This window comes from Micromonospora gifhornensis, assembly GCF_016863515.1.
Lineage (GTDB): Bacteria > Actinomycetota > Actinomycetes > Mycobacteriales > Micromonosporaceae > Micromonospora > Micromonospora gifhornensis.
The window spans coordinates 190,380-210,807 of sequence record NZ_BOPA01000010.1; the positions used below are offsets into that span (position 1 = coordinate 190,380).

The 20,428-nt window shown below is 71.8% G+C and carries 16 protein-coding genes and 1 riboswitch; of the genes, 7 read left to right on the top strand and 9 right to left on the bottom strand.

What is annotated here, in order from left to right:
- Nucleotide 1: 1 nt before the first annotated feature.
- Genes Vgi01_RS05415 through Vgi01_RS05445 form a run of 7 tightly spaced genes read right to left on the bottom strand, consistent with a single transcriptional unit; the run spans nucleotide 2 to nucleotide 8,269 of the window.
- Complete coding sequence (locus Vgi01_RS05415) at nucleotides 2–2,347, bottom strand: AAA family ATPase (RefSeq protein ID WP_204290325.1); 2,346 nt, start codon at nucleotides 2,345–2,347, stop codon at nucleotides 2–4.
- A gap of 37 nt (nucleotides 2,348–2,384) precedes the next feature.
- Nucleotides 2,385–2,864 (bottom strand): hypothetical protein, encoded by a 480-nt coding sequence (locus Vgi01_RS05420; RefSeq protein ID WP_204290326.1) that lies wholly within the window; start codon nucleotides 2,862–2,864, stop codon nucleotides 2,385–2,387.
- 41 nt (nucleotides 2,865–2,905) lie between these two features.
- A complete protein-coding gene (locus Vgi01_RS05425; protein ID WP_204290327.1) occupies nucleotides 2,906–3,670 on the bottom strand; it encodes a GTP-binding protein in 765 nt (254 codons plus the stop codon).
- Complete coding sequence (locus Vgi01_RS05430) at nucleotides 3,648–4,124, bottom strand: DUF742 domain-containing protein (RefSeq protein ID WP_102655908.1); 477 nt, start codon at nucleotides 4,122–4,124, stop codon at nucleotides 3,648–3,650. The genes Vgi01_RS05425 and Vgi01_RS05430 overlap by 23 nt, the downstream gene beginning before the upstream one ends.
- Nucleotides 4,121–4,591: a roadblock/LC7 domain-containing protein gene (locus Vgi01_RS05435; RefSeq protein ID WP_102655907.1), complete on the bottom strand. Its 471-nt coding sequence runs from the start codon at nucleotides 4,589–4,591 to the stop codon at nucleotides 4,121–4,123. The genes Vgi01_RS05430 and Vgi01_RS05435 overlap by 4 nt, the downstream gene beginning before the upstream one ends.
- The gene (locus Vgi01_RS05440) at nucleotides 4,588–7,110 is read right to left on the bottom strand and encodes a sensor histidine kinase (protein WP_204290328.1); all 2,523 of its coding nucleotides are present in this window, start codon (nucleotides 7,108–7,110) and stop codon (nucleotides 4,588–4,590) included. Before Vgi01_RS05440 ends, Vgi01_RS05435 begins: the two co-directional genes overlap by 4 nt.
- On the bottom strand, nucleotides 7,097–8,269 hold the full coding sequence (locus Vgi01_RS05445; RefSeq protein WP_102655905.1) for a hypothetical protein: 1,173 nt from the start codon (nucleotides 8,267–8,269) through the stop codon (nucleotides 7,097–7,099). Before Vgi01_RS05445 ends, Vgi01_RS05440 begins: the two co-directional genes overlap by 14 nt.
- Nucleotides 8,270–8,639: 370 nt before the next feature.
- On the opposite strand from Vgi01_RS05445, the gene Vgi01_RS05450 reads away from it, so the two are divergent.
- A complete protein-coding gene (locus Vgi01_RS05450; RefSeq protein WP_204290329.1) occupies nucleotides 8,640–11,504 on the top strand; it encodes an alpha/beta fold hydrolase in 2,865 nt (954 codons plus the stop codon).
- Entirely contained in the window at nucleotides 11,504–12,427 is a 924-nt protein-coding gene (locus tag Vgi01_RS05455; protein ID WP_239088806.1) for an ABC transporter permease, read from the top strand. The genes Vgi01_RS05450 and Vgi01_RS05455 overlap by 1 nt, the downstream gene beginning before the upstream one ends.
- Nucleotides 12,428–12,497: 70 nt before the next feature.
- Here the strand turns inward: Vgi01_RS05455 and Vgi01_RS05460 are convergent, their stop codons facing one another.
- The gene (locus Vgi01_RS05460; protein WP_204290330.1) at nucleotides 12,498–13,205 is read right to left on the bottom strand and encodes a DUF4232 domain-containing protein; all 708 of its coding nucleotides are present in this window, start codon (nucleotides 13,203–13,205) and stop codon (nucleotides 12,498–12,500) included.
- A gap of 264 nt (nucleotides 13,206–13,469) precedes the next feature.
- Between Vgi01_RS05460 and Vgi01_RS05465 the strand changes: the two genes are divergently transcribed.
- The 5 genes from Vgi01_RS05465 (at nucleotide 13,470) to paaN (ending at nucleotide 19,648) form a co-directional block, all read left to right on the top strand.
- A complete protein-coding gene (locus Vgi01_RS05465) occupies nucleotides 13,470–13,919 on the top strand; it encodes a DoxX family protein (protein WP_204290331.1) in 450 nt (149 codons plus the stop codon).
- Nucleotides 13,920–14,101: 182 nt separating this feature from the next.
- Nucleotides 14,102–14,237: riboswitch (SAM riboswitch) on the top strand.
- A 9-nt stretch (nucleotides 14,238–14,246) separates the two neighbouring features.
- A complete protein-coding gene (gene thrC, locus Vgi01_RS05470) occupies nucleotides 14,247–15,533 on the top strand; it encodes a threonine synthase (protein WP_013736177.1) in 1,287 nt (428 codons plus the stop codon).
- Nucleotides 15,534–15,837: 304 nt separating this feature from the next.
- A complete protein-coding gene (locus Vgi01_RS05475) occupies nucleotides 15,838–16,854 on the top strand; it encodes a GNAT family N-acetyltransferase (protein WP_204290332.1) in 1,017 nt (338 codons plus the stop codon).
- A gap of 47 nt (nucleotides 16,855–16,901) precedes the next feature.
- The gene (locus tag Vgi01_RS05480) at nucleotides 16,902–17,918 is read left to right on the top strand and encodes a GNAT family N-acetyltransferase (RefSeq protein WP_204290333.1); all 1,017 of its coding nucleotides are present in this window, start codon (nucleotides 16,902–16,904) and stop codon (nucleotides 17,916–17,918) included.
- 53 nt (nucleotides 17,919–17,971) lie between these two features.
- Complete coding sequence (paaN, locus tag Vgi01_RS05485; RefSeq protein ID WP_204290334.1) at nucleotides 17,972–19,648, top strand: phenylacetic acid degradation protein PaaN; 1,677 nt, start codon at nucleotides 17,972–17,974, stop codon at nucleotides 19,646–19,648.
- Nucleotides 19,649–19,795: 147 nt separating this feature from the next.
- Here paaN and Vgi01_RS05490 read toward each other — a convergent pair whose 3' ends face one another.
- Nucleotides 19,796–20,326, bottom strand: a complete 531-nt coding sequence (locus tag Vgi01_RS05490; RefSeq protein WP_102659471.1) for a GNAT family N-acetyltransferase — start codon at nucleotides 20,324–20,326, stop codon at nucleotides 19,796–19,798.
- Nucleotides 20,327–20,428 lie beyond the last annotated feature (102 nt).

Here is a 20,428-nt window from a genome sequence, read left to right on the forward strand (position 1 = left end):
CTCAGCCACGCTGCTCGGCGTACGCTGCCAGCCACGCCACCTGGGCCGGGTCCAGGGACGGACGTACCCGCGCCCGGGCGGTCTCCACGTGTGCGGCGGTGACCGTGGCGGCGGTCAGCGACTCGCGCATCGCGGCCAGTGCCGCCTCCCGGACCAGCGCCGCGCAGTCGGCGGCCGAGAAGCCGTCCAACTCGGTGCCGAGCGCACCGAGGTCGACGTCTTCGGCGAGCGGCACGTTACGCGCGGCGGCGCGCAGGATCGCCGCGCGTGCCTCGGCGTCCGGTGGCGGCACGTAGACCAGCCGTTCCAGCCGCCCCGGGCGCAGCAGCGCCGGGTCGATCAGGTCGGGCCGGTTGGTCGCGCCGACCACGACGACGTTGCGCAGCGCCTCCACCCCGTCCAACTCGGTGAGCAGGGCGGCGACCACCCGGTCGGTGGTGCCGCCGTCGGTGGCCTGGCCGCGTACCGGGGCGAGGGCGTCCAGCTCGTCGAGGAAGACAAGCGTCGGTGCGGCCTCCCGGGCCCGGCGGAACAGTTCGCGTACCGCCCGTTCGCTCTCGCCGACCCACTTCGACAGCAGCTCCGCGCCCTTGACCGAGAGCACGTTCGCCCGGCCCGACCCGGCCAGCGCGGTCACCAGGTAGGTCTTGCCGCAGCCGGGCGGCCCGTAGAGCAGCACCCCGCGCGGCGGCTGCACGCCGAGCCGGGCGAAGGTGTCCGGGTAGGTAAGCGGCCAGAGCACCGACTCGGTCAACTGCTGTTTGACCTCGACCAGGTCACCGACGTCGTCGAGGGTGACCCGGGCCAGTTCCAGGGTGGAGGCGGCCATGCTTGTCGGCCGGACCACCTCCAGGGCGGCGGTGAAGTCGGCCATCCGTACCGTCGGGTTCTCGTCCGACTTCTGGCGCAGCGCCGCGCGGATGCCGGCCTCGCGGACCAGCGCGGCCAGGTCGGCGGCGACGAAACCGGGCGTACGCCCCGCCACCTCGTCCAGCCGTACGTCGTCGGCGAGCGGGACCGGGCGGGTCAGCACGGTCAGCTGTTCCCGGCGCAGGGCGGCATCGGGCAGGGGTACGTCGATCCGCAACGAGAGCAGGTCCGGGGCGCGCATCGCCGGGTCGAGGGCCTCCGGCCGGCTGGTGGTGCAGACCACCGCTGCGCCGGCCTGCACGATCTGGGCGAGGCACTGACGGAACACGGTCGCCACCGGCCCCGGGGTGTCCGCCGGGGCGAGCGCCTCCACGTCGGTGACCAACAGCACGGCCGGCCCGTCGGCGATCACCTCCGCGGTGGTCGCCCGCAGCCGGGTGGCGGCCGAGGAGTTGCTCAGGGCGGCGACCTCTGGCGCCCAGAGGGCATGCACCCGGGCGCCGACCTGGGCGGCGACCGCCCGGACCAACGCCGACTTGCCGGAACCGGCCGGACCGCTGACCAGCACCCCGAGCGCCACCGTGGTGCCCAGCCGGCCTAGCACCTCGCGGTGGTGAAAGCCCAGGTCGAGCAGTTCGGTCAGCTCCTCGGCCTGGGAACGCAGGCCGGGCAGTTCGTCCACCGACGCCACGTGCTCGGCCGACTCGGCGGTCGACTCGCCGCCCGACCAGCCTGCGGATGCCGCGTCGGCATCGACGTCACCGGCCTGGCCGGCATCGAACCCGCGCAACCGAGCGGCGGTGTCGAACCGGGACGTGTCGGTGGGCGACGGCGTGCCCGTGCCCCCGGCACCGGCCAGGGACGCGGCGCGCCCGGCCAGCGAGCCGGCGACACCGTGGGTGCGGGCGCCGTGCTCCCAGCCGACCGTGGTGTCCATGGTGACCAGGGCGCCGACCTCGGGTTCGGCGGCGACGACCCGCAGCAGGGTGCTGGTCCAGGCATAGCCGACCCGGGTCGACAGGCTGCGCCGGGCCACCTCGACCAGGCTGCGCGTCGCGGCGTCGGGCAGCACGTCCTGGGGCAGCAGCGACACGTCGTCCCCGGTGGTGACGACCTTGCCCAGCAACGCCAACCGGAGCATCTCCGGGGAGACCACCGCGACGACCTCCGCCGGCCCGGCGAGCAGCACCCGGGCCGCCGCGACGGTGGGAGCGGCGCAGACCCGCACCTGGCCGCCGTCGCGTACGCCGAGGTTGCCCAGCATCAGGTCGTCGGCGTGCAGCAGGGCGCTGCTCGCGGTCGGTTCGGCCGGGGCGACGATCCCGGCGGTCACCCGCCGGCCGGTCAACCGGACCGGATCGCCCGGCCGCAGGCCCAGCGCGGTGAGCACCTCGGGGTGCAGCCGGACGATGCCGCGCCGGGCGTCCAGTGCGGCCGCCCGCAGGCTCGCGGTCAAGGTCAACTCGGGTTCGCCCATCGCCCGACCCTAAACGGCCCGATCATCCCGTGTGCGGTCAGCCCGGCGGACCCTCGCTGGTGAGCAGGGACGGGTCGCGGCGGATCAACTCGGCCAGCCGGGCCGCCGGGTCGCCGGTCAGCGACTCCTGGCGGGCGGGCCAGCCGGCGACGGTGTTCGCCGACAACGGCCAGGACGGCGGTGTCGCCACCGGTTGCCCGGTGACCGTCACCTCCTGGCCGGTCCAGGCCACCCGCAGGTCGTACGCCTGCCCGTCGTGGTCGATCCGGGCGGTGACCGCCGTGCCCGGATGGACCGCGACGGCGGCCCGCAGCGCCTCGGCGACATCGTCGAGCACGTGCCCGCCCGCCTCCCGGGGCGGAGCCCAGCCGGTCCCGTCGTTCCGTCCGCCGGCACCGGACGGGGGTGTCCCGTCCGCCGACCCGGATTCGCCGTCGGCCGGTTCGGTGGACCGGAGACGCAGTGCCTCCTCGCGCCGCCGCATCCGGGCCAGGGTTTCGTCCAGCCCGCCTCGCATCCGCCTCACCCCTTCCCACGAGGGGCTCCGAGCCGGTCGGCTCAGGCCCGCTTGTCCCGGGTGGCCCGGGCCAGCGCCCGGTCCAGGACGACCAGAAGGGCGTCCCGTACCGAGAGCCGATCCCGGGCGTCGAACTGCACCAGAGGTACATGGTCGCCGATCGCCAGGGCCCAACGGATGGCGCCGAGGTCGTGCGCCAGCCGCCCGTCGAAGGCGTTCACCCCGACCACGAAGGGCAGCCCGGCCCGTTCGAAGAAGTCGATCGCCGGGTAGCAGTCGTCCATCCGGGCGCTGTCGACCACCACGAGCGCGCCGAGTGCGCCGCGCGCCAGGTCGTCCCACATGAAGCCGAAGCGGGCCTGACCGGGCGTGCCGAACAGGTACAGCTTGAGACTGCGGTCGATGGTGACGCAGCCGAAGTCCATCGCCACGGTGGTGGTGGTCTTGTCGAAACGCTGTCCCGGATCGTCGACCCCGATTCCGGCGATGGTCATCTCCGCCTCGGTGGTCAGCGGATCGATCTCCGAGATCGACGCCACAGTGGTCGTCTTGCCGACCCCGAACCCACCCGCGATCAGGATCTTGACCGGGATCGGTGGCGCGGGGCGCGGTGGGGTGCCGGTCGCGGCCGGCGCGGCGACCGGCGGATGGTACGGCTGGGCTGCCGGCTGGGGCGGCGGCAGACTGGCTCGCCCCACCACCGGCGGCGGAGTCGGTGTCGGACCGCCGTAACGGGCGGTGGCGCTGTTGGCGGAGAGCGCGCCCTGCGGGGCGACCGGCCAGTCAGGAGATTGCACGGAGTCCATCAATCACTCGCAGGATGACGTCGGGGTCGAGGGCGTCGTCGGTGTCGGTGACGTGCACGTCGAGATGGCCGGCGGCGCGCAGATCCCCCACCAGCACCCGGGTCACGCCGAAGTGCAGCCGGGTCTTCGCGGAGATCTCGGCGACCGAGATCGGCTCACGGCAGAGCGCCACGATCGCCTGAAGTTCCGGAGTGAGCCGGGCGGCTGCCAGGTGCCACGCCTCGGCGTCCGCCCGGGCTGTCACCTGGGTCTCCAGGCCGATCGTCGGGTCCGCTCCGGCCACCCGGCCGGCGGTGAGCACGAACGGGCGCAGGCCGATCGGCTCGGCCGTCTCCGGCTCCGCCCCGAACGCCGCCGGTGCCCCCTCGGCGTCACCGACCGGGGAGGACGCGCGCAGGTAGGGTCGGATCCGGGGCTCCGGCCCTGTCTGCTCACCGGCGGCGTCGTGAGTCACTGCTGGACGGAATTCTTGAGTTCGGCGATCAGGCGCGGGGTGAGTGCACTGCCGGCCCGACCGGCGAAGAGCGTCATCTCGTAGGCCACGGTGCCGAGGTTGGCGGACCGGTCGGCCACCACGCCGAGCACCGAGCCGCTGCTGATCGCGCTGATCAGCAGATACCCCTCGGCCATGTCCACCACGACCCGGTTCAGCCCGCCGAGGGCGTACCAACTGGCGGCACCGCCGGCCAGACTGGTCATGCCGGAGACCACGGCGGCGAGCCGTTCCGCGTTGGAGCGGTCCTTGATCGCGGACATGGCCATCAGCAGCCCGTCCGACGAGACGGCGATCGCCTCCAGCACGCCTGCCGTGCTGGACGTGAAGGTGTCCAGCAGCCAGTTGAAGGTGCGGGCCTCGGGGCTGAGGTCACCGACCGGGTGGCCCGAGTGGTCGAGGTTCTCGTGTACGTGCGGACTGGTCAATGTGGCGTTCCTTCGTCGTTGCTGCGGTCTGGACGGACATCGCGCAGAGCCCGGGCGACGCCGTGCTCGAACGCGTTGATGAGATCGCGCACCTCGGCCGGGTCGCCGGGGTGGTCGGTGAGCTGCTGCCGGTTGGGCGTCGTGACCAGATTCGCGCCGGGAACCCGCCGGGTCAGGTGGGCCGGAGCGCCGGACGGTGCGGGAGCCACCGGCTCGGGCTGCGCGTGCTCCCGCTGCTGTTCGGCTCGGCGTACCCCGGACTCGAACTGTTCGACAAGGGTGCGTGCGGCGACCGGGTCGGCGGTGGTGGCGTCCGCCGGGCCGACCTGGGGGGTGATTCTCGGCAGGCTGGCTCCGGGAACCCGCTGCCGGATCCCGGGCGGCGGGGTGGTGGCACCGGGCGGTGCCGGCGGAACCGGTGTCTGCTGCGTCGCAGCCGGGTCGGCTTCGGCGCGGGCAGCGGTGGCGAAGGCGTCCCACGACTCGGCCAACTCGATGCTCGCGGTGGCCCGGGTCAGCAGCCGCTGGTCGAACCCGCCCGGCCCGCCGGTACCGGCCACCGCCAGCCCGTCCCCGGGCCGGGCAGGGCTGGCGGGTACCGGTTGCGATGGCGTCGGCAGGGCGGGCCGGGCGGTGATCGGGGCGGTCCGGAGATCCGGCTCGGGCGTGCCGAGCACCAGGTCCGGCCGAGCGATCGACAGGGTGGCGGAAACCCCGCCGCCCGGAGTGGCGGAGAGTACGACCCGCCAGCCGTGTCGACGGGCCAGCCGACCCACCACGAAGAGCCCGAGCACCTCGGTCGGGACCAGGTCCAGCCGCTCGCGCCGGGTGAGCCGGGCGTTCTCGTCGGCCAGCCGCGCCTCGGTCATGCCGATGCCGTGGTCGACCACGGTCAGCCGGGCACCGTCCTCGGTCAGCTCGCCGTTGACCACCACCCGGGTGTGCGGCGGGGAGAAGACGGTGGCGTTCTCCATCAACTCGGCAAGCGCCAGCACCAGGTCACCGACGATCGCCGGTGCTGCCGAGACCTCGCCGGGAACCTGCACGTCCACCCGGGTGTAGTCCTCGATCTCGCCGAGGGCCAGGCGGACCACGTCGGCGAGCGGAACCGGCGCGGCGTGCACCACGTCGCCGGCCGCGCCCGAGAGCACCACCAGGTTGCCCGCGTTGCGCCGCAGCCGGCTGGAGATGTGGTCGAGCCGGTACAGGTTCTCCAGCCGCCCCGGCTCGGTCTCCTGCTGCTCCAACCGGTCGATCAGGGCGATCTGGCGGCCGACGAGGTTCTGGGTACGCCGACCGACGTGACCGAACATCTGGGCAACGTTGCGTCGGCTCGCCACCTGTCGTTCCACCAACTGGGCGGCCGTGGTCTGGACCCGTTCGAAGGCCCGGGCCAGATCGCCGATCTCGTCGCGGCCCCGGATCTCGACCCGGTCGAGACGGATCGACTGAGCCTGGTCCGCCTCGTCGTCGGCGACCCGCAGCAGCTCGGATTCGGCGACCCGGGCGACCCGGTCGGCGGAGCGGGTGAGTCGGGTCAGCGGGCGTGCGACCGCCCGGCCGATCACCAGGGCGAGCAGTACGACGACGACCAGGATCACCAGGACCAGGGCGGTCACCCAGTACGCGGCGAACAGCGCGGCCTGCCGCTCGGCGCGCACCTCGGCGGTGACGTCGGTGACCAGCTTCTTCTCCACGAACTGACCCAGGGTGATCAGCGAGGAGGTGGTCGGGTAGAGCGCCTCGATGGGAATCCGGGACGCCGCGGTGACCGGGTCCAGGGCGCTCTGTTCGAGGAAGTCCTCACCGGCACGGGCGTCCACCGCGGCCTGCTCGATGTCCATCAGCACCAGCTGTTCGGGGGTGAGCAGACCGAGCATCTGGTTGCTGTCCGCCCGGAGGGTGGCCATGTTTGCCACGTAGGCGGTGGCGAGCCCCGGATTGGGGTCGGCGGCGATCAGCACGATCAGGGCGGCGCCCGCGCTGATCCCCTCGCTCTTGCGCAGGATGCGGTCCAGGGCCAGCACCTGCCGGCCGACCGAGGTGCGGGTGTCCACGTCGTACGGCAGCCGCAGCGAGTCGATCAGGGCGAGGTGCACCGGCGCGTACGTGCCCAGGATCTGCTCGACTGTGGCGCGGTCGGCGAGCAGGGCCGTGCGTACGGGTGCCAGTTGCCGGACCCCGTCGAGCGCGGCGCTCACCGCGGGGGTCAGGCCGTCGCCCAGTTCCGCCCGCAGGTCGGCGACCAGGTCGTCCACCTCCGCGATCTCCTGGATCAGGTCGCTGCGGTCGGCCTGCCGCAGCAGCAGACCGACGGCGAGCATCCGCTCCCGTTGCAGGTGTTGCAGGAGGGTGCCGACCCGGTTGGCGACCTGCACGGTGCCGGCGATGTCGTCGGCACGCTGTGCCACCCCGACCCGCTCCCAGACCACCGGCATGGTCAGCCCGAGCATGCAGAGCACCGGGATGAGCACCAACAGGGCGAGTTTGCCCCGGATCCGAAGCCTATCGAGCAGCATCGAAGGGCCTCCAGCGATCCGGGTCGTGTCCCTGTCCCACCGGCACCGGGGGTCGTTGCGCCGCCATCTGCTCCCAGTGACTGCCGGACGGCCGGTCCGAACCGGCACGCTCCGGCTCGTTGCCGGGCGCGTCGACAATGCCTGGGTTGTCCCTCGGATGAGACATCCAGATGGTCACCGCGAGCGCGATCAGCAGCAGCCCGGCGAGCCCACCCGCGCCGAGGACCAGCAGGTTGTCCCGGTTGAGTTCGTCGAGCCGCTCGGCAAGCAGTCGGTCGATCTCGTCGAGCAGGACCGGCTGGAGCTGCTTGGCGGCTTCCTGCGCCTCCAGCCGGGCACCGGTGAGCCGGACCACGTCGAGCTTGCCGGTCTGGTCGGGTTGGGAGGTCAGCGCCATCGCCTCGACCCCCCGCTGGTAGGCGTCGAACGAACTGAGCACGTTCGCGCCCAGGTCGGCGCTCTCCGAGCTGTCCATCACCGCCCGAAGGTTGTTGACCAGGTCGTTGGCGGGCTGGAGGGCGGCGACCCGGTGGGCGGCCAGTTCACCGAAGGAGCGCAGCTGTTCGGTGGCGGCTCGCCGTTCGATGAGCATGGCCAGGTCGGTGAGCCGCCCGGCGGCGACCAGGGCCTCCGGCATCTCCTCCCCGACGCCGTCCTGGAGGAAGTGCGAGTCGGCGCCGGCGTCCCGGATCAGACCGCTGCTCTCCCGCACCTTCGTGTGCAGGGCCAGCAGCAGGTCGGTGACCTCGCGGTAGGCGGCGAAGGCGGCCTCCGGGTCGGTCAGCGAGCGTTCCGGCAGCGCCTCCAGCTTCGCCCGGACGCCGGCCCACCGTTCCCCGGTGCGCAACTCGCCGCCGATCCGGGCGTCGACCGCCGCGACCTGCTCGATCGCCTGTTCCAGGACCTGTCGGGGCAGCGGCCGGCGGGCGACGGCGGCGCTCTGCGCGTTCACCAGCGCCTCGGTGACCGGCGCGAGGGCCCGCAGGTACTCCACGCCCAGCCGTTCCCGCTCGACGACCTCGCGGTCGGCGTCGACGAGCCGGTGGGCCTGCACGGTGAGCAGCGCCACCGGGAGCAGCAGCGCGATGCTGAGCAGCAGCGGCAACAGCCGACCCCGGGTCCGGGGTCGGCGACGGACCCGCGGAGCGGGAACGGTCATGATGATCTCCTTGAGCGGTCGGCGCAGGTGCGGCAGCGGCGTCGACGAGCCGGTCCCGTGCGCCGGACCGGAAACTAATCGAACACAGTTGGCCCGGTACCGGCCTCACGGGTCGGCTTTGCGTCACTTCGCGCGAGGTGACGCAGGCTCATCGAATCGATCACCGTGGGTGCTGTTTTTGGGAGGGATAAGACGTACTTCCATATGGATTCCGATGGAAGGTAGGAATTTCCACAATGGGAAGTCGTCCCAAAGGTTGGCCCGATGGACGTTGTGCGGTTGACCCCTCCCGGGTGACGTTCGGCCGAACAGAACGGACGTACGGCGGAACTCAGCTAGTACACAGGTTTCGCGCCGTACCGTGTGGCGAATGAAATCGCCGATCTCGGCCGCGCGGCTGCGCCGTGCCCTGCCCACCGGTCGCCGGGCCGTCGCGGTGTCGGTGGCCGTCGTCCTGCTGGCCGCCGTCGTGGTCTGGGCCGCGTGGCCGGATCGCCCGGGTTTCCGCACCGAGTCCGCGATGCTCACCGTCGCATCCGGACCGACCGGCAACGAGCCGGTCGACCTGGACACCACGTTGTACCTGCCGAACGACGCCGCCGCGGACCGGAAGGTGCCGGCGGTGCTGCTCGCCCATGGCTTCGGCGGCACCAAGAACTCGGTCCGCACCGACGCCGAGGAGTTGGCCGACCGGGGCTACGCGGTGCTGACCTGGACCGCGCGCGGGTTCGGCCGCAGCGGGGGCCAGATCCATCTGGACAACCCCGACTACGAGGTACGCGACGCTCAGCGCCTGCTGGACTGGCTGGCCGCGCGACCGGAGATCCGTATCGACGGCGACGGTGACCCGCGGGTGGGTGTCGTCGGCGGTTCCTACGGCGGCGGCCTGGCGCTGCTGCTGGCCGCCCAGGACCAGCGGGTGGACGCGATCGTCCCGATGATCACCTGGAACGATCTGTCCCGGTCCTTCCTGCCGGAGAGCACCGGCGGGGAACCGACCCGGGGGGTGTTCAAGTCCGGCTGGGCCGGCATCTTCTTCGGCGGCGGGGGGAATGTGGGCTCCGGTCCGGCGGGAATCTCCGGCAACACCGCGGAGGCCCCCGAGGGGGCACCGTCGCCCGGTCCGCCCAGCCCGGCACCCGGGCAGGGGCCGGGCACCGCGCCGGGCGCACCGACCACCGGCACCATCCCCGACCCGGCCTGTGGCCGCTTCGCCCCCGACGTGTGTGCCGCGTACCTGAGCATCGCCGTCACCGGGCAGGCCGACCAGGCCGCCGTCGACCTGCTGCGGCGGTCCAGTCCGGCCGGTGTGCTGGACCGGATCAAGGCGCCCACCCTGCTGGTGCAGGGGGCGGCGGACACCCTCTTCCCGCTCGGCGAGGCGGACGCCAACGCCCGGGGAATCGCCGCCAACGGCACCCCGGTCCGGGTCGCCTGGTTCACCGGCGGCCACGACGGCGGGGCGGGTCCGCGTACCGACTCCGACCGGGTGAAGTTCCTGACCGCCCAGTGGCTCGACCATTACGTCGCGGGAACGGCCGCCACGCCGGCGGACAGCTTCACCTTCTCCCGGATCGCCGGCTTCGACGCGCTGGACCGGGGACTGGTGGCGACCGGCTACCGCACCGCCGACTATCCGGGCCTGAACGGGCAGTCCCGGCAGGAGGTGGCCCTGGCCGGGCCGCCCCAACCGATCGCCAACCCGCCCGCCGGAAACCCGGCGGCGATCTCCTCGGTGCCCTTCGCCGGCTCGTTGAGCTCGTTGCTCAGCGGGGTGGCCGCCGACATACCGGGCCAGCACGCCCGGTTCGACTCCGAGCCGTTGACCGAGGCCGTCGACGTGGTCGGGTCGCCCACCGTGCAGATCCGCGCCGCGTCGCCCACCGGCGAGGCGGTCCTCTTCGCCAAGCTCTACGACGTCAACCCGGAAGGGGCGGCCACCCTGCCCAGCGGGCTCATCGCCCCGATCCGGTTGACCGGCCTGCCGACCCAGGTCGCCGAGGCCGCCCCGGTGACGGTCACGCTGCCGGCGATCGTCCACCGGGTCGAGGCCGGGCATCGCCTCCGCCTGGTCCTGGCCACCTCGGACCAGGCGTACACCACCCCGGTCGAGCCGACGGTCTACCAGGTCGCGGCCACCGGCCCGGTGAGCCTGCCCACCGTCGACGCCGAACCGATCCCCACCGAGGCGGTGCTCTGGCGCTGGATCCTGGTCGGGCTGCTCGCCGCGATCGTGCTCGGGCTCGTCGTGCTCGTGCTCCTGCTGCGCCTGCGACACCGCCGCCAGGACACCTCCGTGCACCCGGAGTACGCGGACACGCCGCTGGCCGTGCGCCATCTGCGCAAGGAGTACGCCGACGGCTTCGTCGCCGTCTCCGAGGTGGACTTCGAGGTGCACCCCGGTCAGGTGGTCGGGCTGCTCGGGCCGAACGGTGCCGGCAAGACCACCACCCTGCGGGTGCTGATGGGGCTGACCCAGCCGACCGCCGGAGAGATCTACGTCTTCGGGCACCGACTGGTCCCCGGCTCGCCGGTGCTCTCGCGGATCGGCGCACTGGTCGAGGGACCCGGCTTCCTGCCGCACCTGTCCGGGCTGGAGAACCTGAAGGCGTACTGGCGGGCGACCGGGCGACCGGAGGCTGACGCGCACTTCGACCAGGCGTTGGAGATCGCCGGGCTCGGCTCGTCGGTGCACCGCAAGGTACGCAAGTACAGCCACGGCATGCGCCAGCGGCTGGCCATCGCCCAGGCCATGCTGGGCCTGCCCGAGTTGCTGGTGCTCGACGAGCCCACCGACGGGTTGGACCCGCCCCAGATCGCCGAGATGCGTCGGGTGCTCCAGCGCTACGCCACCGACGGTCGGGCGGTGCTGGTCTCCAGCCACCTGCTCGCCGAGGTGGAGCAGACCTGCACCCACGCTGTGGTGGTCAACAAGGGCCGGATCGTCGCCTCCGGACCGGTCGAGGAGATCGTCGGTGACTCGCCGAGCGTGCTGTTCGAGGTGAGTGACCCGGCGGCGGCCCGGGAGGTGCTTGCCGATCTCGGCGGGGTACGGGTGCTCGACGACACCGACGGGCAGCTGGTGGTCGACACGAACGGCACCACCCGCAGCGAGGTGGTGGCCGAGTTGGTCCGGGCCGGGATCGGAGTGGACCGGGTGGTGCCTCGGCGCCGCCTGGAGGACGCCTTCCTCGCCCTGGTGGGGGAGAACTCTCGGGGAAGCGGGGACCGGTGATGGCGGGATCGACTGTCGAACCCACGCGCGGCGGAGGCGAGCCCACGTCGGCCGCCGGCCGCGGGGTGGCCGCCTCGGGTGCCGGGGCCGGTTACCGGCCCTCGCGGACCCTGCCGTTCGCGGCGGAGTTCCGGCGGCAGGCGTCGCGGCGGCGTACCCAACTGGCGCTCGGCTTCATGGTGCTGCTGCCGTTGATCATTCTGATCGCCTTCCAGTTCGACACCGGCGACGACGACAACGGCCGGGGTGAGTTCGGCAGCCTGGTCTCGTTCGCCACCTCCGGCGGGCTGAACTTCACCCTGTTCACCATCTTCGTGTCAGCGTCGTTCCTGCTGGTCGTGGTGGTGGCGCTGTTCTGCGGCGACACGGTGGCCAGCGAGGCGAGCTGGGGCAGCCTGCGTTACCTGCTGGCGATTCCGGTGCCACGGGCCCGGCTGCTGACGATCAAGCTGTTGGTCGCCCTGACCTACTCGGGGTTGGCGCTGGTGCTGCTCGCTGGCACGGCTCTGCTCATCGGCACCCTCCGGTACGGCTGGTCGCCGCTGCGCAGCACGGTCGCCGCCCAGTTGGAGCCGGGCGAGGGCCTGCTGCGGTTGCTCGCCGTCCTCGGCTACCTCGCGGTGGTCCTGCTTGTCGTCGCCGGCCTGGCGTTCCTGCTCTCGGTGATCACGGACGCCGCGCTCGGTGCGGTGGGCGGTGCGGTGCTGCTGTGGATCCTGTCCAGCATCCTGGACCAGATCACCGCGCTCGGCGCGATCCGGTCCTTCCTGCCCACCCACTACAGCACCGCCTGGCTGGGGCTGCTCTCCACCCCGATACAGACCGACGACATCGTCCGTGGCGCCGTCTCCGCGATCTGCTACGCCACCGCCTTCTGGGGACTGGCCTTCTGGCGCTTCACCCGCAAGGACGTCGTCTCGTAGCCCGGCTGCCGCGAGATCCTGGTCGGTGCCGCCGGCAACGGGTGTCGTCGCACCAGGACCTCGCGGCGGGTCAGTGCTGCGGTGGGACCGTGCTCGGGGCGAGGGGTGTGGCGGGCGGCAGCGCCGAGGTGGGGGGCTGCTTCTTCCAGGCGCTCACGCCGACCCGGTTGGTGTTGCCGAGGTCGATCGGCCCCTCGACGGCGACCTCCTGCGTCGGCTCTCCCTCCGCCGGGGCGACCTCCAGCCGCTGCGCATTGGTGGCGACCACGCTCGGGTCGTCGACCAGGTTGCGCCAGAGCACTGCCGCGCCCGCGGCTTCTCCGGGCGCCAGCGTCAGGGGCCGGGGCGGGTCGTCGAAGCCCGAAGTGATCTCTGCGGCTCCGGCGATGACCCGGACTCTGATCAGGTTGTCGTCGCTGTCCAGCAGCCGTAGCTGCGGGTAGCCGTGCAGGCGGTACGGGTGGCTGCCGCAGTTGACCAGTTCCAGGCTCATCGCCCGCAGGCCCATGGCCGCGCTCACCCCGAGGGAGCTGATCCGTACGCCCTCGGCCGGACAGGGGCCTGGTGCGGCGGTGTCGGCGGTCGGCGGCGTACCCGTCGACGGGGTGGCGACCGGTGGTGGGGTGTCGGTCGCGCCGGCGGTGCTGTCGTCGGCGTCGGGGGTCGGGGCGCACCCGACGAGCAGGGCCAGCGTCGCGAGCGCCCCGACCGGGCGGCGATACGGCCGGGTCCGGCGCCGGGCGGTCGTTGCTGGAGATGTCATACGTGTCCCGCGCATCGGGACATCGTCACATCGCCCGATACCACGCGTGGTCCTGACGTCCCGGATTCGTGATCGAGGAGCACACCTGCCCCGGTAAGGGGATTCCCGTGGCGCGAGCCTTCCGCGAACCGGTTGGACGCTGAGTGATGGGACAGCGCCCGGAAGTTTCAGCCGCTAGCATGGTCTGGGAGCGTTCCCACAGTCAGAGATTGCATCGACAACTATCTATACATCTCGCATTCTGGATCCCCTCATCGGATCTACTACGGAGGTATCCGAATGCGTATCGACCGGTTCGGCGGGCCGGCACTGTCCCTGTTCCGCATGGTTGTCGGCCTGCTGTTTCTCTGTCACGGCCTGGCCTCGTTGTTCGGCATTTTCGGTGGTAACCGGGGCAGCGGTGAACCTGTGCCGCTCGGCCAGTGGCCGGGCTGGTGGGCCGCACTGATCCAGGCGCTCTGTGGTGCGCTGGTGCTTGTCGGCCTCCTCACCCGTCCCGCCGCGCTGCTGGCTTCGGGCTCGATGGCGTACGCGTACTTCATGGTCCACCAGCCCGAGGCGCTGCTGCCGATGCGCAACCAGGGCGAGTTGTCCGTGTTGTTCTGCTGGTCGTTCCTGCTTGTCGCGATCCTCGGCCCGGGAAGCTGGGCGCTGGACAACCTGTTCGGGCAGCGCGGCGGGCGGCAACTCGCTCTCGACGCCGACGCGCGCAGCTCCGTGCCGGCCTGACCCTCCCTCGCGAGAGTCGCGATCATGCTCGGACCTGGATCGGGTGGTGCTTCGGCGGCACTGATGCCACTCGATCCAGGAATGAGCGTGACCTGCGGACCAATCGGCGATTTCGCTCACAAGCTGGGACAGCCAGGCGACGGCGGCGGCGCTACTGCCTAGAATCGGCAGCACAACTGCATACCTCATCCAGAGGGGCTGAGGGATACGGCCCGACGACGCCCCGGCAACCACCTCGCGCGCTCATCGTTGAGCGTCCGGCGGGGCAGGTGCCAATTCCGTCCCCGCCGCAGAGTGCGATGCGGGGAAAGATGAGAGGACTTCGACATGACGTCGACGCTCGCCCCCTCCGGCATCAACACCGCCACCAGCCCGGCCCGCGCTCTGGTCTGTCGCGCCTGTTCGGCCCGCTACCCCCTCGCCGCCCAGCACGCCTGTTACGAGTGTTTCGGCCCGCTGGAGGTCGACTACGACCCGGCTGCCCTCGCCGCCGTCACCCGGGAGCAGATCGAGGCCGGGCCGCGCAACATCTGGCGGTACGCCGCCCTGCTGCCCGCCGGTCAGGACCCGACCACCCGGGTCACCCTGGAACCGGGGTTCACCCCACTTGTCGCCGCCGACCGGCTCGCCGCCGAGTTGGGCATCACCGCCCCGCTGTGGGTCAAGGACGACAGCGCCAACCCCACCCACTCGTTCAAGGACCGCGTGGTGTCGGTGGCGCTGACCGCCGCCCGGGCGCTCGGCTTCTCCCGGTTCGCCTGCGCCTCCACCGGCAACCTGGCCAACTCGGTCGCCGCGCACGCGGCCCGGGTCGGCGTCCCCTCGGTGGTCTTCATCCCCAGCGACCTGGAACAGGGCAAGGTGGTGACCACCGCCGTCTACGGCGGCGAACTGGTCGCCATCGACGGCTCCTACGACGACGTGAACCGGCTCTGCGGTGAACTGGTGGAGACCGACGAGTTCGAGGACACCGCCTTCGTCAACGTCAATGTCCGGCCGTACTACGCGGAGGGTTCCAAGACGCTCGGCTACGAGGTGGCCGAACAACTCGGTTGGCGGATTCCCGCCCAGGTGGTCGTCCCGATGGCCTCCGGTGAACTGCTCACCAAGATTGACAAGGCATTCACCGAACTGGTCGAGATCGGGCTGGTCGAGGCGCCCGCGGGCGGTTGGAAGGTGTTCGGCGCGCAGTCGGCCGGCTGCAACCCGATCGCCACCGCCCTGCACGCCGACAGCGACGTCATCACTCCGGTCAAGCCGACCGGCATCGCCAAGTCGCTCAACATCGGCGACCCGGCCGCCGGTCTGTACGCGCTGGAGGCGGTACGTCGCACCGGCGGCTGGATGGAGTACGCCGACGACGACGAGATCCGCGCCGGAGTGCGGCTGTTGGCGCGTACCACAGGGGTTTTCGCCGAGACGGCCGGTGGCGTGACCGTGGCGGTGCTGCGCAAGCTGGTCGAGTCCGGCCGGTTGGATCCGACCGCCGAGACGGTGGTGTTCAACACCGGCGAAGGGCTCAAGACCCTCGACGCGGTGGCCGGCGAGGTGGGGCCGACCCATCGGATCAAGCCGTCGTTGCGGGCCGCCCGCGATGCCGGCCTGCTCGGCTGAGTTGACCATCGGGCACATGATCAGCGGAAATGCTGTGACCAGCGGTAAATGATCGAGCGGGATCGCCGGTGATCGAAGTGGATTCACGTTTCTTCAGAAATGCGGAAAACACGCCGACGAGGACTTGACGGCAAGAACCGCACAGCGGAAGATGCTCCGTGCGGGAGGGCGTATCGCCGTAGACTTTCAGTCTGTACGACCCAACGCCGGAGGCGTTGTGCGATCGACCCTCCCGACCAACGTCCGAACGGGCCAGCGAGAAATTCGCTGGCCCGTTCGTCTTTCCCTCACGCAGGCTGCCGACATGACCCTCACCATCGCGCCCTTCGGTGCCGGCGACGACACCGCCATCGAGCAGGCGTACGAGATCGACACCGCCGCCTGGGCGGTGGACGTGCCCGACCTGCCCAGCTGCCGGCAACGGTTCTTCGGCATGATCCGGCACCCGATGCCCGGCGACGTGGCGGTGCACCTGCTGGCCCACCTAGACGGTGCGCCCGTCGGCTATCTGCTGCTCGACCTGCCGCAGTTGGACAACACCGAGAACGCCTCCGCCGATCTGGTCGTGCATCCGGCGTACCGTCGCCGGGGGGTGGGGCGCGCGCTGCTCGACCGGGGCCTCGACGTGCTGCGCGAGCGGGGACGCGTGCGGGTGAGCACGATGAGCGCCGCGCACCTGCCCGGCCAGCCGGACCGCCCCTCGCCGGCAACCGCCTTCGCGACCACCGTCGGCGCGACGGACGCCCTGGTCGACGTGCGGCGGCGACTCGACACCCGCCACCTCGACCAGGCGCGGCTCGACGCGCTGCTGGCCGAGGCGCGGGCCCGGACGGCCGGGTACGAGCTGCTGTTCTGGCAGGGCGGTACGCCGCAGGAGTACCTCGCCGACGTGGCGTACCTGGACGGTCGGTTGCTTGCTGACGCGCCGATGGGTGATCTCGCCTGGGAGCCGGAGCAGATCGACGCCGAGCGGGTGCGCGGCACCGACCGGGCGCTGGCGGCCCGCGGCCGGCGGCGCTACCACGCGGGCGTACGCCATCAGGCGACCGGGCGGCTTGTCGCGTGGACGTTGCTGGACGTCGGCGCATCCACCGGCTGGCACGCCTTCCAGCAGATCACCATCGTGGACCCCGAGCACCGTGGGCATCGACTCGGCCTGCTCGCCAAGATCGAAAACCTGCGGCACCTGCTCGCCCACGAGCCGGCCGTCCAGGCCATCGACACCTTCAACGCGGACAGCAACGAGCACATGATCGCGATCAATGAGCAACTCGGCTTCCAGGTGCGGGACAGGTGGAGCAACTGGCAGCTGACGGTGTGACGGAAAACCGGTGGCGGGGCCGGGCGGCGGCGGGCAGGCTCGCGGCCATGGATATCGCGGTAGCCCCGTTCGACCCCTCCGACGAGGCGGCGCTGGACGACGCGTACCGGATCCGCGTGGCGGCCCAGGTGGTCGACACGCCTGACGTGCCGGCCGGTGACCGCGCAGAGTTCGGCCTGGTGGCGGCCCATCCGCCGTACGGCAATCTGATCCATCGCGCGTTGGCCCGACGGGGCGGCGAGGCCGTCGGATATCTGTGGCTACGCCTGCCGCAGTTGGACAACACCAGCACCGTCCTCGTCGAACTCTTCGTCGACCCGGCTCACCGGCGGCGCGGGGTGGGCCGTGCCCTGCTCGCCCACGCCCGGGAGGTGGCCCTCGGGCACGGCCGCAAACACCTGATCGCAGAGGTCGACGGGGTGCCGCCGGGAGAGGACCGGCAGCCGCCCGGTGCGGCGTTCGCGGCGGCGGTCGGCGCGCAGGCCGCCCTGCCGATGGTGCGCCGCCGGCTGGTCACCACAGGGCTGGACGAGGCCGCGCTCACCGCGCTGCACGAGCAGGCCCGGTCCCGGGCGGCCGGCTACCGCACGGTGGCGTGGCGGGGTGCGGCCCCGGAGGAGTACGTGGCCGACGTGGCCCGGCTGGAGGCCCGGCTGCTCGTCGACGCCCCTACCGGCGATCTCGCCATGGAGGCGGAGCGGGTGGACGCCGCGCGGATCCGCGAGATCGAGCGGTTCCAGGCGCTGCGCGGTCGGCGGCGCTACCACCTGGGGGCGGTGCACGAGCAGACCGGGCGGCTGGTCGCCTGGACGATGATCCAGACCGGCCCGTTCACGAACTGGTACGCCTCGCAGGAGATCACAATCGTCGACCCGGCACACCGTGGGCACCGCCTCGGCCTGCTGGTGAAGATCGAGAACCTGCGTCAGGTGCTGGCGCAGGAACCGGAGCTGCGAGTGATCGACACCTGGAACGCGGCGGTCAACGACCACATGGTCAACATCAACGAACAGCTCGGCTACCGGGTGGCCGAAAGCGCCGCGGACTGGCAGTTGACCCTCTGAGTTTGTGACAGCCCTCTACTGATCGCGGGGCTTCCTGTTGCATGATGGCGGGCATGACGGACACCCCGCACCCCCACTACGACAGGCACGCCGAAACTCTCAACCGCGCGCTGACCGCGATCACGGAGCGCGGGTACTGGTCCGCCTACCCGGAATCACCGAGCCCCCGGGTGTACGGCGAGACCGCGGCGGCCGACGGCAAGGCCGCCTTCGAGGCGTACCTGGGCGGGAACTTCCCGCTCGACCAGCCCACCGACGGCAAGTGGATCGCCACCGAGACCAGCCCGTTCGGCGTCGAGCTGAACGTGACCTACCCGCACGCCACCGCCGACCAGCTGGTCGCCGCCGCGTCCGCCGCGCTGCCCGCCTGGCGCGACGCCGGTCCGCAGACCCGGGCGGGCGTCTGCCTGGAGATCCTGGCCCGGCTGCACAAGCACGTCTTCGAGCTGGCCAACGCGGTGCAGTTCACCAGCGGTCAGGCGTTCGTGATGGCCTTCCAGGCCGGTGGCGCGCACGCCCTCGACCGGGCCCTGGAGGCGATCGCCTACTCCTACGCCGAGATGACCCGGCACCCGGGCACCGCCGGCTGGGAGAAGGCCGCCGGCAAGGGCGACCCGCTGCGGATGACCAAGACCTTCCACGTCGTGCCCCGCGGCGTCGGCCTGGTCATCGGCTGCAACACCTTCCCGACCTGGAACTCGTACCCGGGCCTGTTCGCCTCCCTGGTCACCGGCAACCCGGTGGTCGTCAAGCCGCACCCGCGGGCCGTGCTGCCGCTGGCCATCACCGTGCGGTACGCCCGCGAGGTGCTCGCCGAGGCCGGCTTCGACCCGAACCTGGTGCTGCTCGCCCCGGAGGCCGCCGACGAGAAGCTGGCCACCACGCTGGCCCTGCACCCGGCCGTCAAGATCGTCGACTTCACCGGTTCCACCGAGTACGGCGACTGGCTCGAAGCCAACGCCCGGCAGGCCGCCGTCTACACGGAGAAGGCCGGCCTCAACACGGTCGTCATCGACTCCACCGACGACTTCGTCGGCATGTGCCGCAATCTCGGCTTCACCCTCGTGCTCTACAGCGGCCAGATGTGCACCACCTCGCAGAACATCCTCATCCCCCGGGACGGGATCGACACCGACCAGGGGCACAAGAGCTTCGACGAGGTGGCCGCCGGCATCGCCGCCGCCGTCGGCAAGCTGACCGCCGACCCCGCCCGGGGTGTCGAGCTGACCGGCGCGATCGTCAACGACGGCGTACTGGAGCGGCTGGACGAGGTCACCAAGGTCGGCGAGCCGGTGCTGGAGTCCCGTACCGTCGAGCACCCGGCCTACCCCGGCGCCGTCGTGCGTACGCCGGCGATCGTCAAGCTGGACGCGGGCGACACCGCGACCTACTCGCGGGAGTGGTTCGGGCCGATCTCCTTCGCCATCGCAACCGACTCCACCGCACACAGCCTGGAGATCCTGCGCTCGACGGTGGGGGAGAAGGGCGCCCTCACCGCGGCGGTCTACTCCACCGACGAGTCGGTGCTCGCCGCCACCGAGAACGCCGCGATCGAGGTCGGGGTGCACCTGTCGGCCAACCTCACCGGCGGGGTCTTCGTGAACCAGTCGGCGGCGTTCTCCGACTTCCATGGCAGCGGGGCGAACGCGGCGGCCAATGCGGCGTTGACCGACGGGGCCTACGTGGCGAACCGGTTCCGGATCGTGCAGAGTCGCCGGCATTCGTCGTAGTGGTTGCGGTGGGGGGTTCCGGGGCAGCCCGACCCGCTCCGGGCGGTCAGGCTTGATCCCTGCGCGGGTCGGGCTGCCCCGGAACCCCTGCCGGGTTGGGCTGCGTCCGGCGATGCCGGGTGGGGTGGGGTGCGGTGGGTGTGGTGGTCAGGCGGGGCGGCGCATCTGTAGTTCGCGGAGGGTGGGGATGACGGGGTGCGGGACGCGTAGGCCGGTGTCGACGAAGCCCAGTCGCTGGTACGCCCGGTAGGCGCGGTCGTTGCCGACCACCACTTCGAGCATCAGGTCGTCGCGCCGTTGCGCTCGGGACCAGGCTGCCACCGCCGCAATCAGGTCCGCGAGCAGGCCGGTGCCGCGCCACGTCGGGGTCACGTAGACCGCGTAGATCAGGGTGACCCCACGCTCGGTGGGGTGGGCGACACCGCCGATGTGGCCGACCAGGCGGCCGCCCGGATCGGCGACGAACTGGGCATTCGTGGCGCCGGTCGAGGTCTGACGGATCCGGGCCGCGTACTCCGCGTGCGGGCGGGCGGCGGCCTCGGCGAGCGTCTCCAGGAAGGCCAACGGCGCGTCGGCGAGCATCTCCAGACGCAGCGCGCGCATCCGGGCGGCGTCCGTCGGTCGGACCCGCCGTACCTCGGCCCGCAGCGGGGCCTCATCGCCCGGGGCGCTGATCATGTCGCATACCTATCACAATGACGAGCGACGATGTCGCTGGTCAGAATATGTCCGATTTGTGGTCGTGCGCCGCCGTCACGCCTCGTGTACCGTGCGATTTCG

What these genes read in the sequence shown, in the direction of transcription:
- Vgi01_RS05465 (WP_204290331.1), top strand. Translation starts at nt 13,470, where the DNA reads ATGCGTATCGACCGGTTCGGCGGGCCGGCACTGTCCCTGTTCCGCATG.
- Vgi01_RS05415 (WP_204290325.1), bottom strand. Translation starts at nt 2,347, where the DNA reads ATGGGCGAACCCGAGTTGACCTTGACCGCGAGCCTGCGGGCGGCCGCA.
- Vgi01_RS05475 (WP_204290332.1), top strand. Translation starts at nt 15,838, where the DNA reads ATGACCCTCACCATCGCGCCCTTCGGTGCCGGCGACGACACCGCCATC.
- Vgi01_RS05450 (WP_204290329.1), top strand. Translation starts at nt 8,640, where the DNA reads ATGAAATCGCCGATCTCGGCCGCGCGGCTGCGCCGTGCCCTGCCCACC.
- Vgi01_RS05440 (WP_204290328.1), bottom strand. Translation starts at nt 7,110, where the DNA reads ATGCTGCTCGATAGGCTTCGGATCCGGGGCAAACTCGCCCTGTTGGTG.
- Vgi01_RS05445 (WP_102655905.1), bottom strand. Translation starts at nt 8,269, where the DNA reads ATGACCGTTCCCGCTCCGCGGGTCCGTCGCCGACCCCGGACCCGGGGT.
- paaN (WP_204290334.1), top strand. Translation starts at nt 17,972, where the DNA reads ATGACGGACACCCCGCACCCCCACTACGACAGGCACGCCGAAACTCTC.
- Vgi01_RS05460 (WP_204290330.1), bottom strand. Translation starts at nt 13,205, where the DNA reads ATGCGCGGGACACGTATGACATCTCCAGCAACGACCGCCCGGCGCCGG.
- thrC (WP_013736177.1), top strand. Translation starts at nt 14,247, where the DNA reads ATGACGTCGACGCTCGCCCCCTCCGGCATCAACACCGCCACCAGCCCG.
- Vgi01_RS05480 (WP_204290333.1), top strand. Translation starts at nt 16,902, where the DNA reads ATGGATATCGCGGTAGCCCCGTTCGACCCCTCCGACGAGGCGGCGCTG.
- Vgi01_RS05425 (WP_204290327.1), bottom strand. Translation starts at nt 3,670, where the DNA reads ATGGACTCCGTGCAATCTCCTGACTGGCCGGTCGCCCCGCAGGGCGCG.
- Vgi01_RS05490 (WP_102659471.1), bottom strand. Translation starts at nt 20,326, where the DNA reads ATGATCAGCGCCCCGGGCGATGAGGCCCCGCTGCGGGCCGAGGTACGG.
- Vgi01_RS05455 (WP_239088806.1), top strand. Translation starts at nt 11,504, where the DNA reads ATGGCGGGATCGACTGTCGAACCCACGCGCGGCGGAGGCGAGCCCACG.
- Vgi01_RS05420 (WP_204290326.1), bottom strand. Translation starts at nt 2,864, where the DNA reads ATGCGAGGCGGGCTGGACGAAACCCTGGCCCGGATGCGGCGGCGCGAG.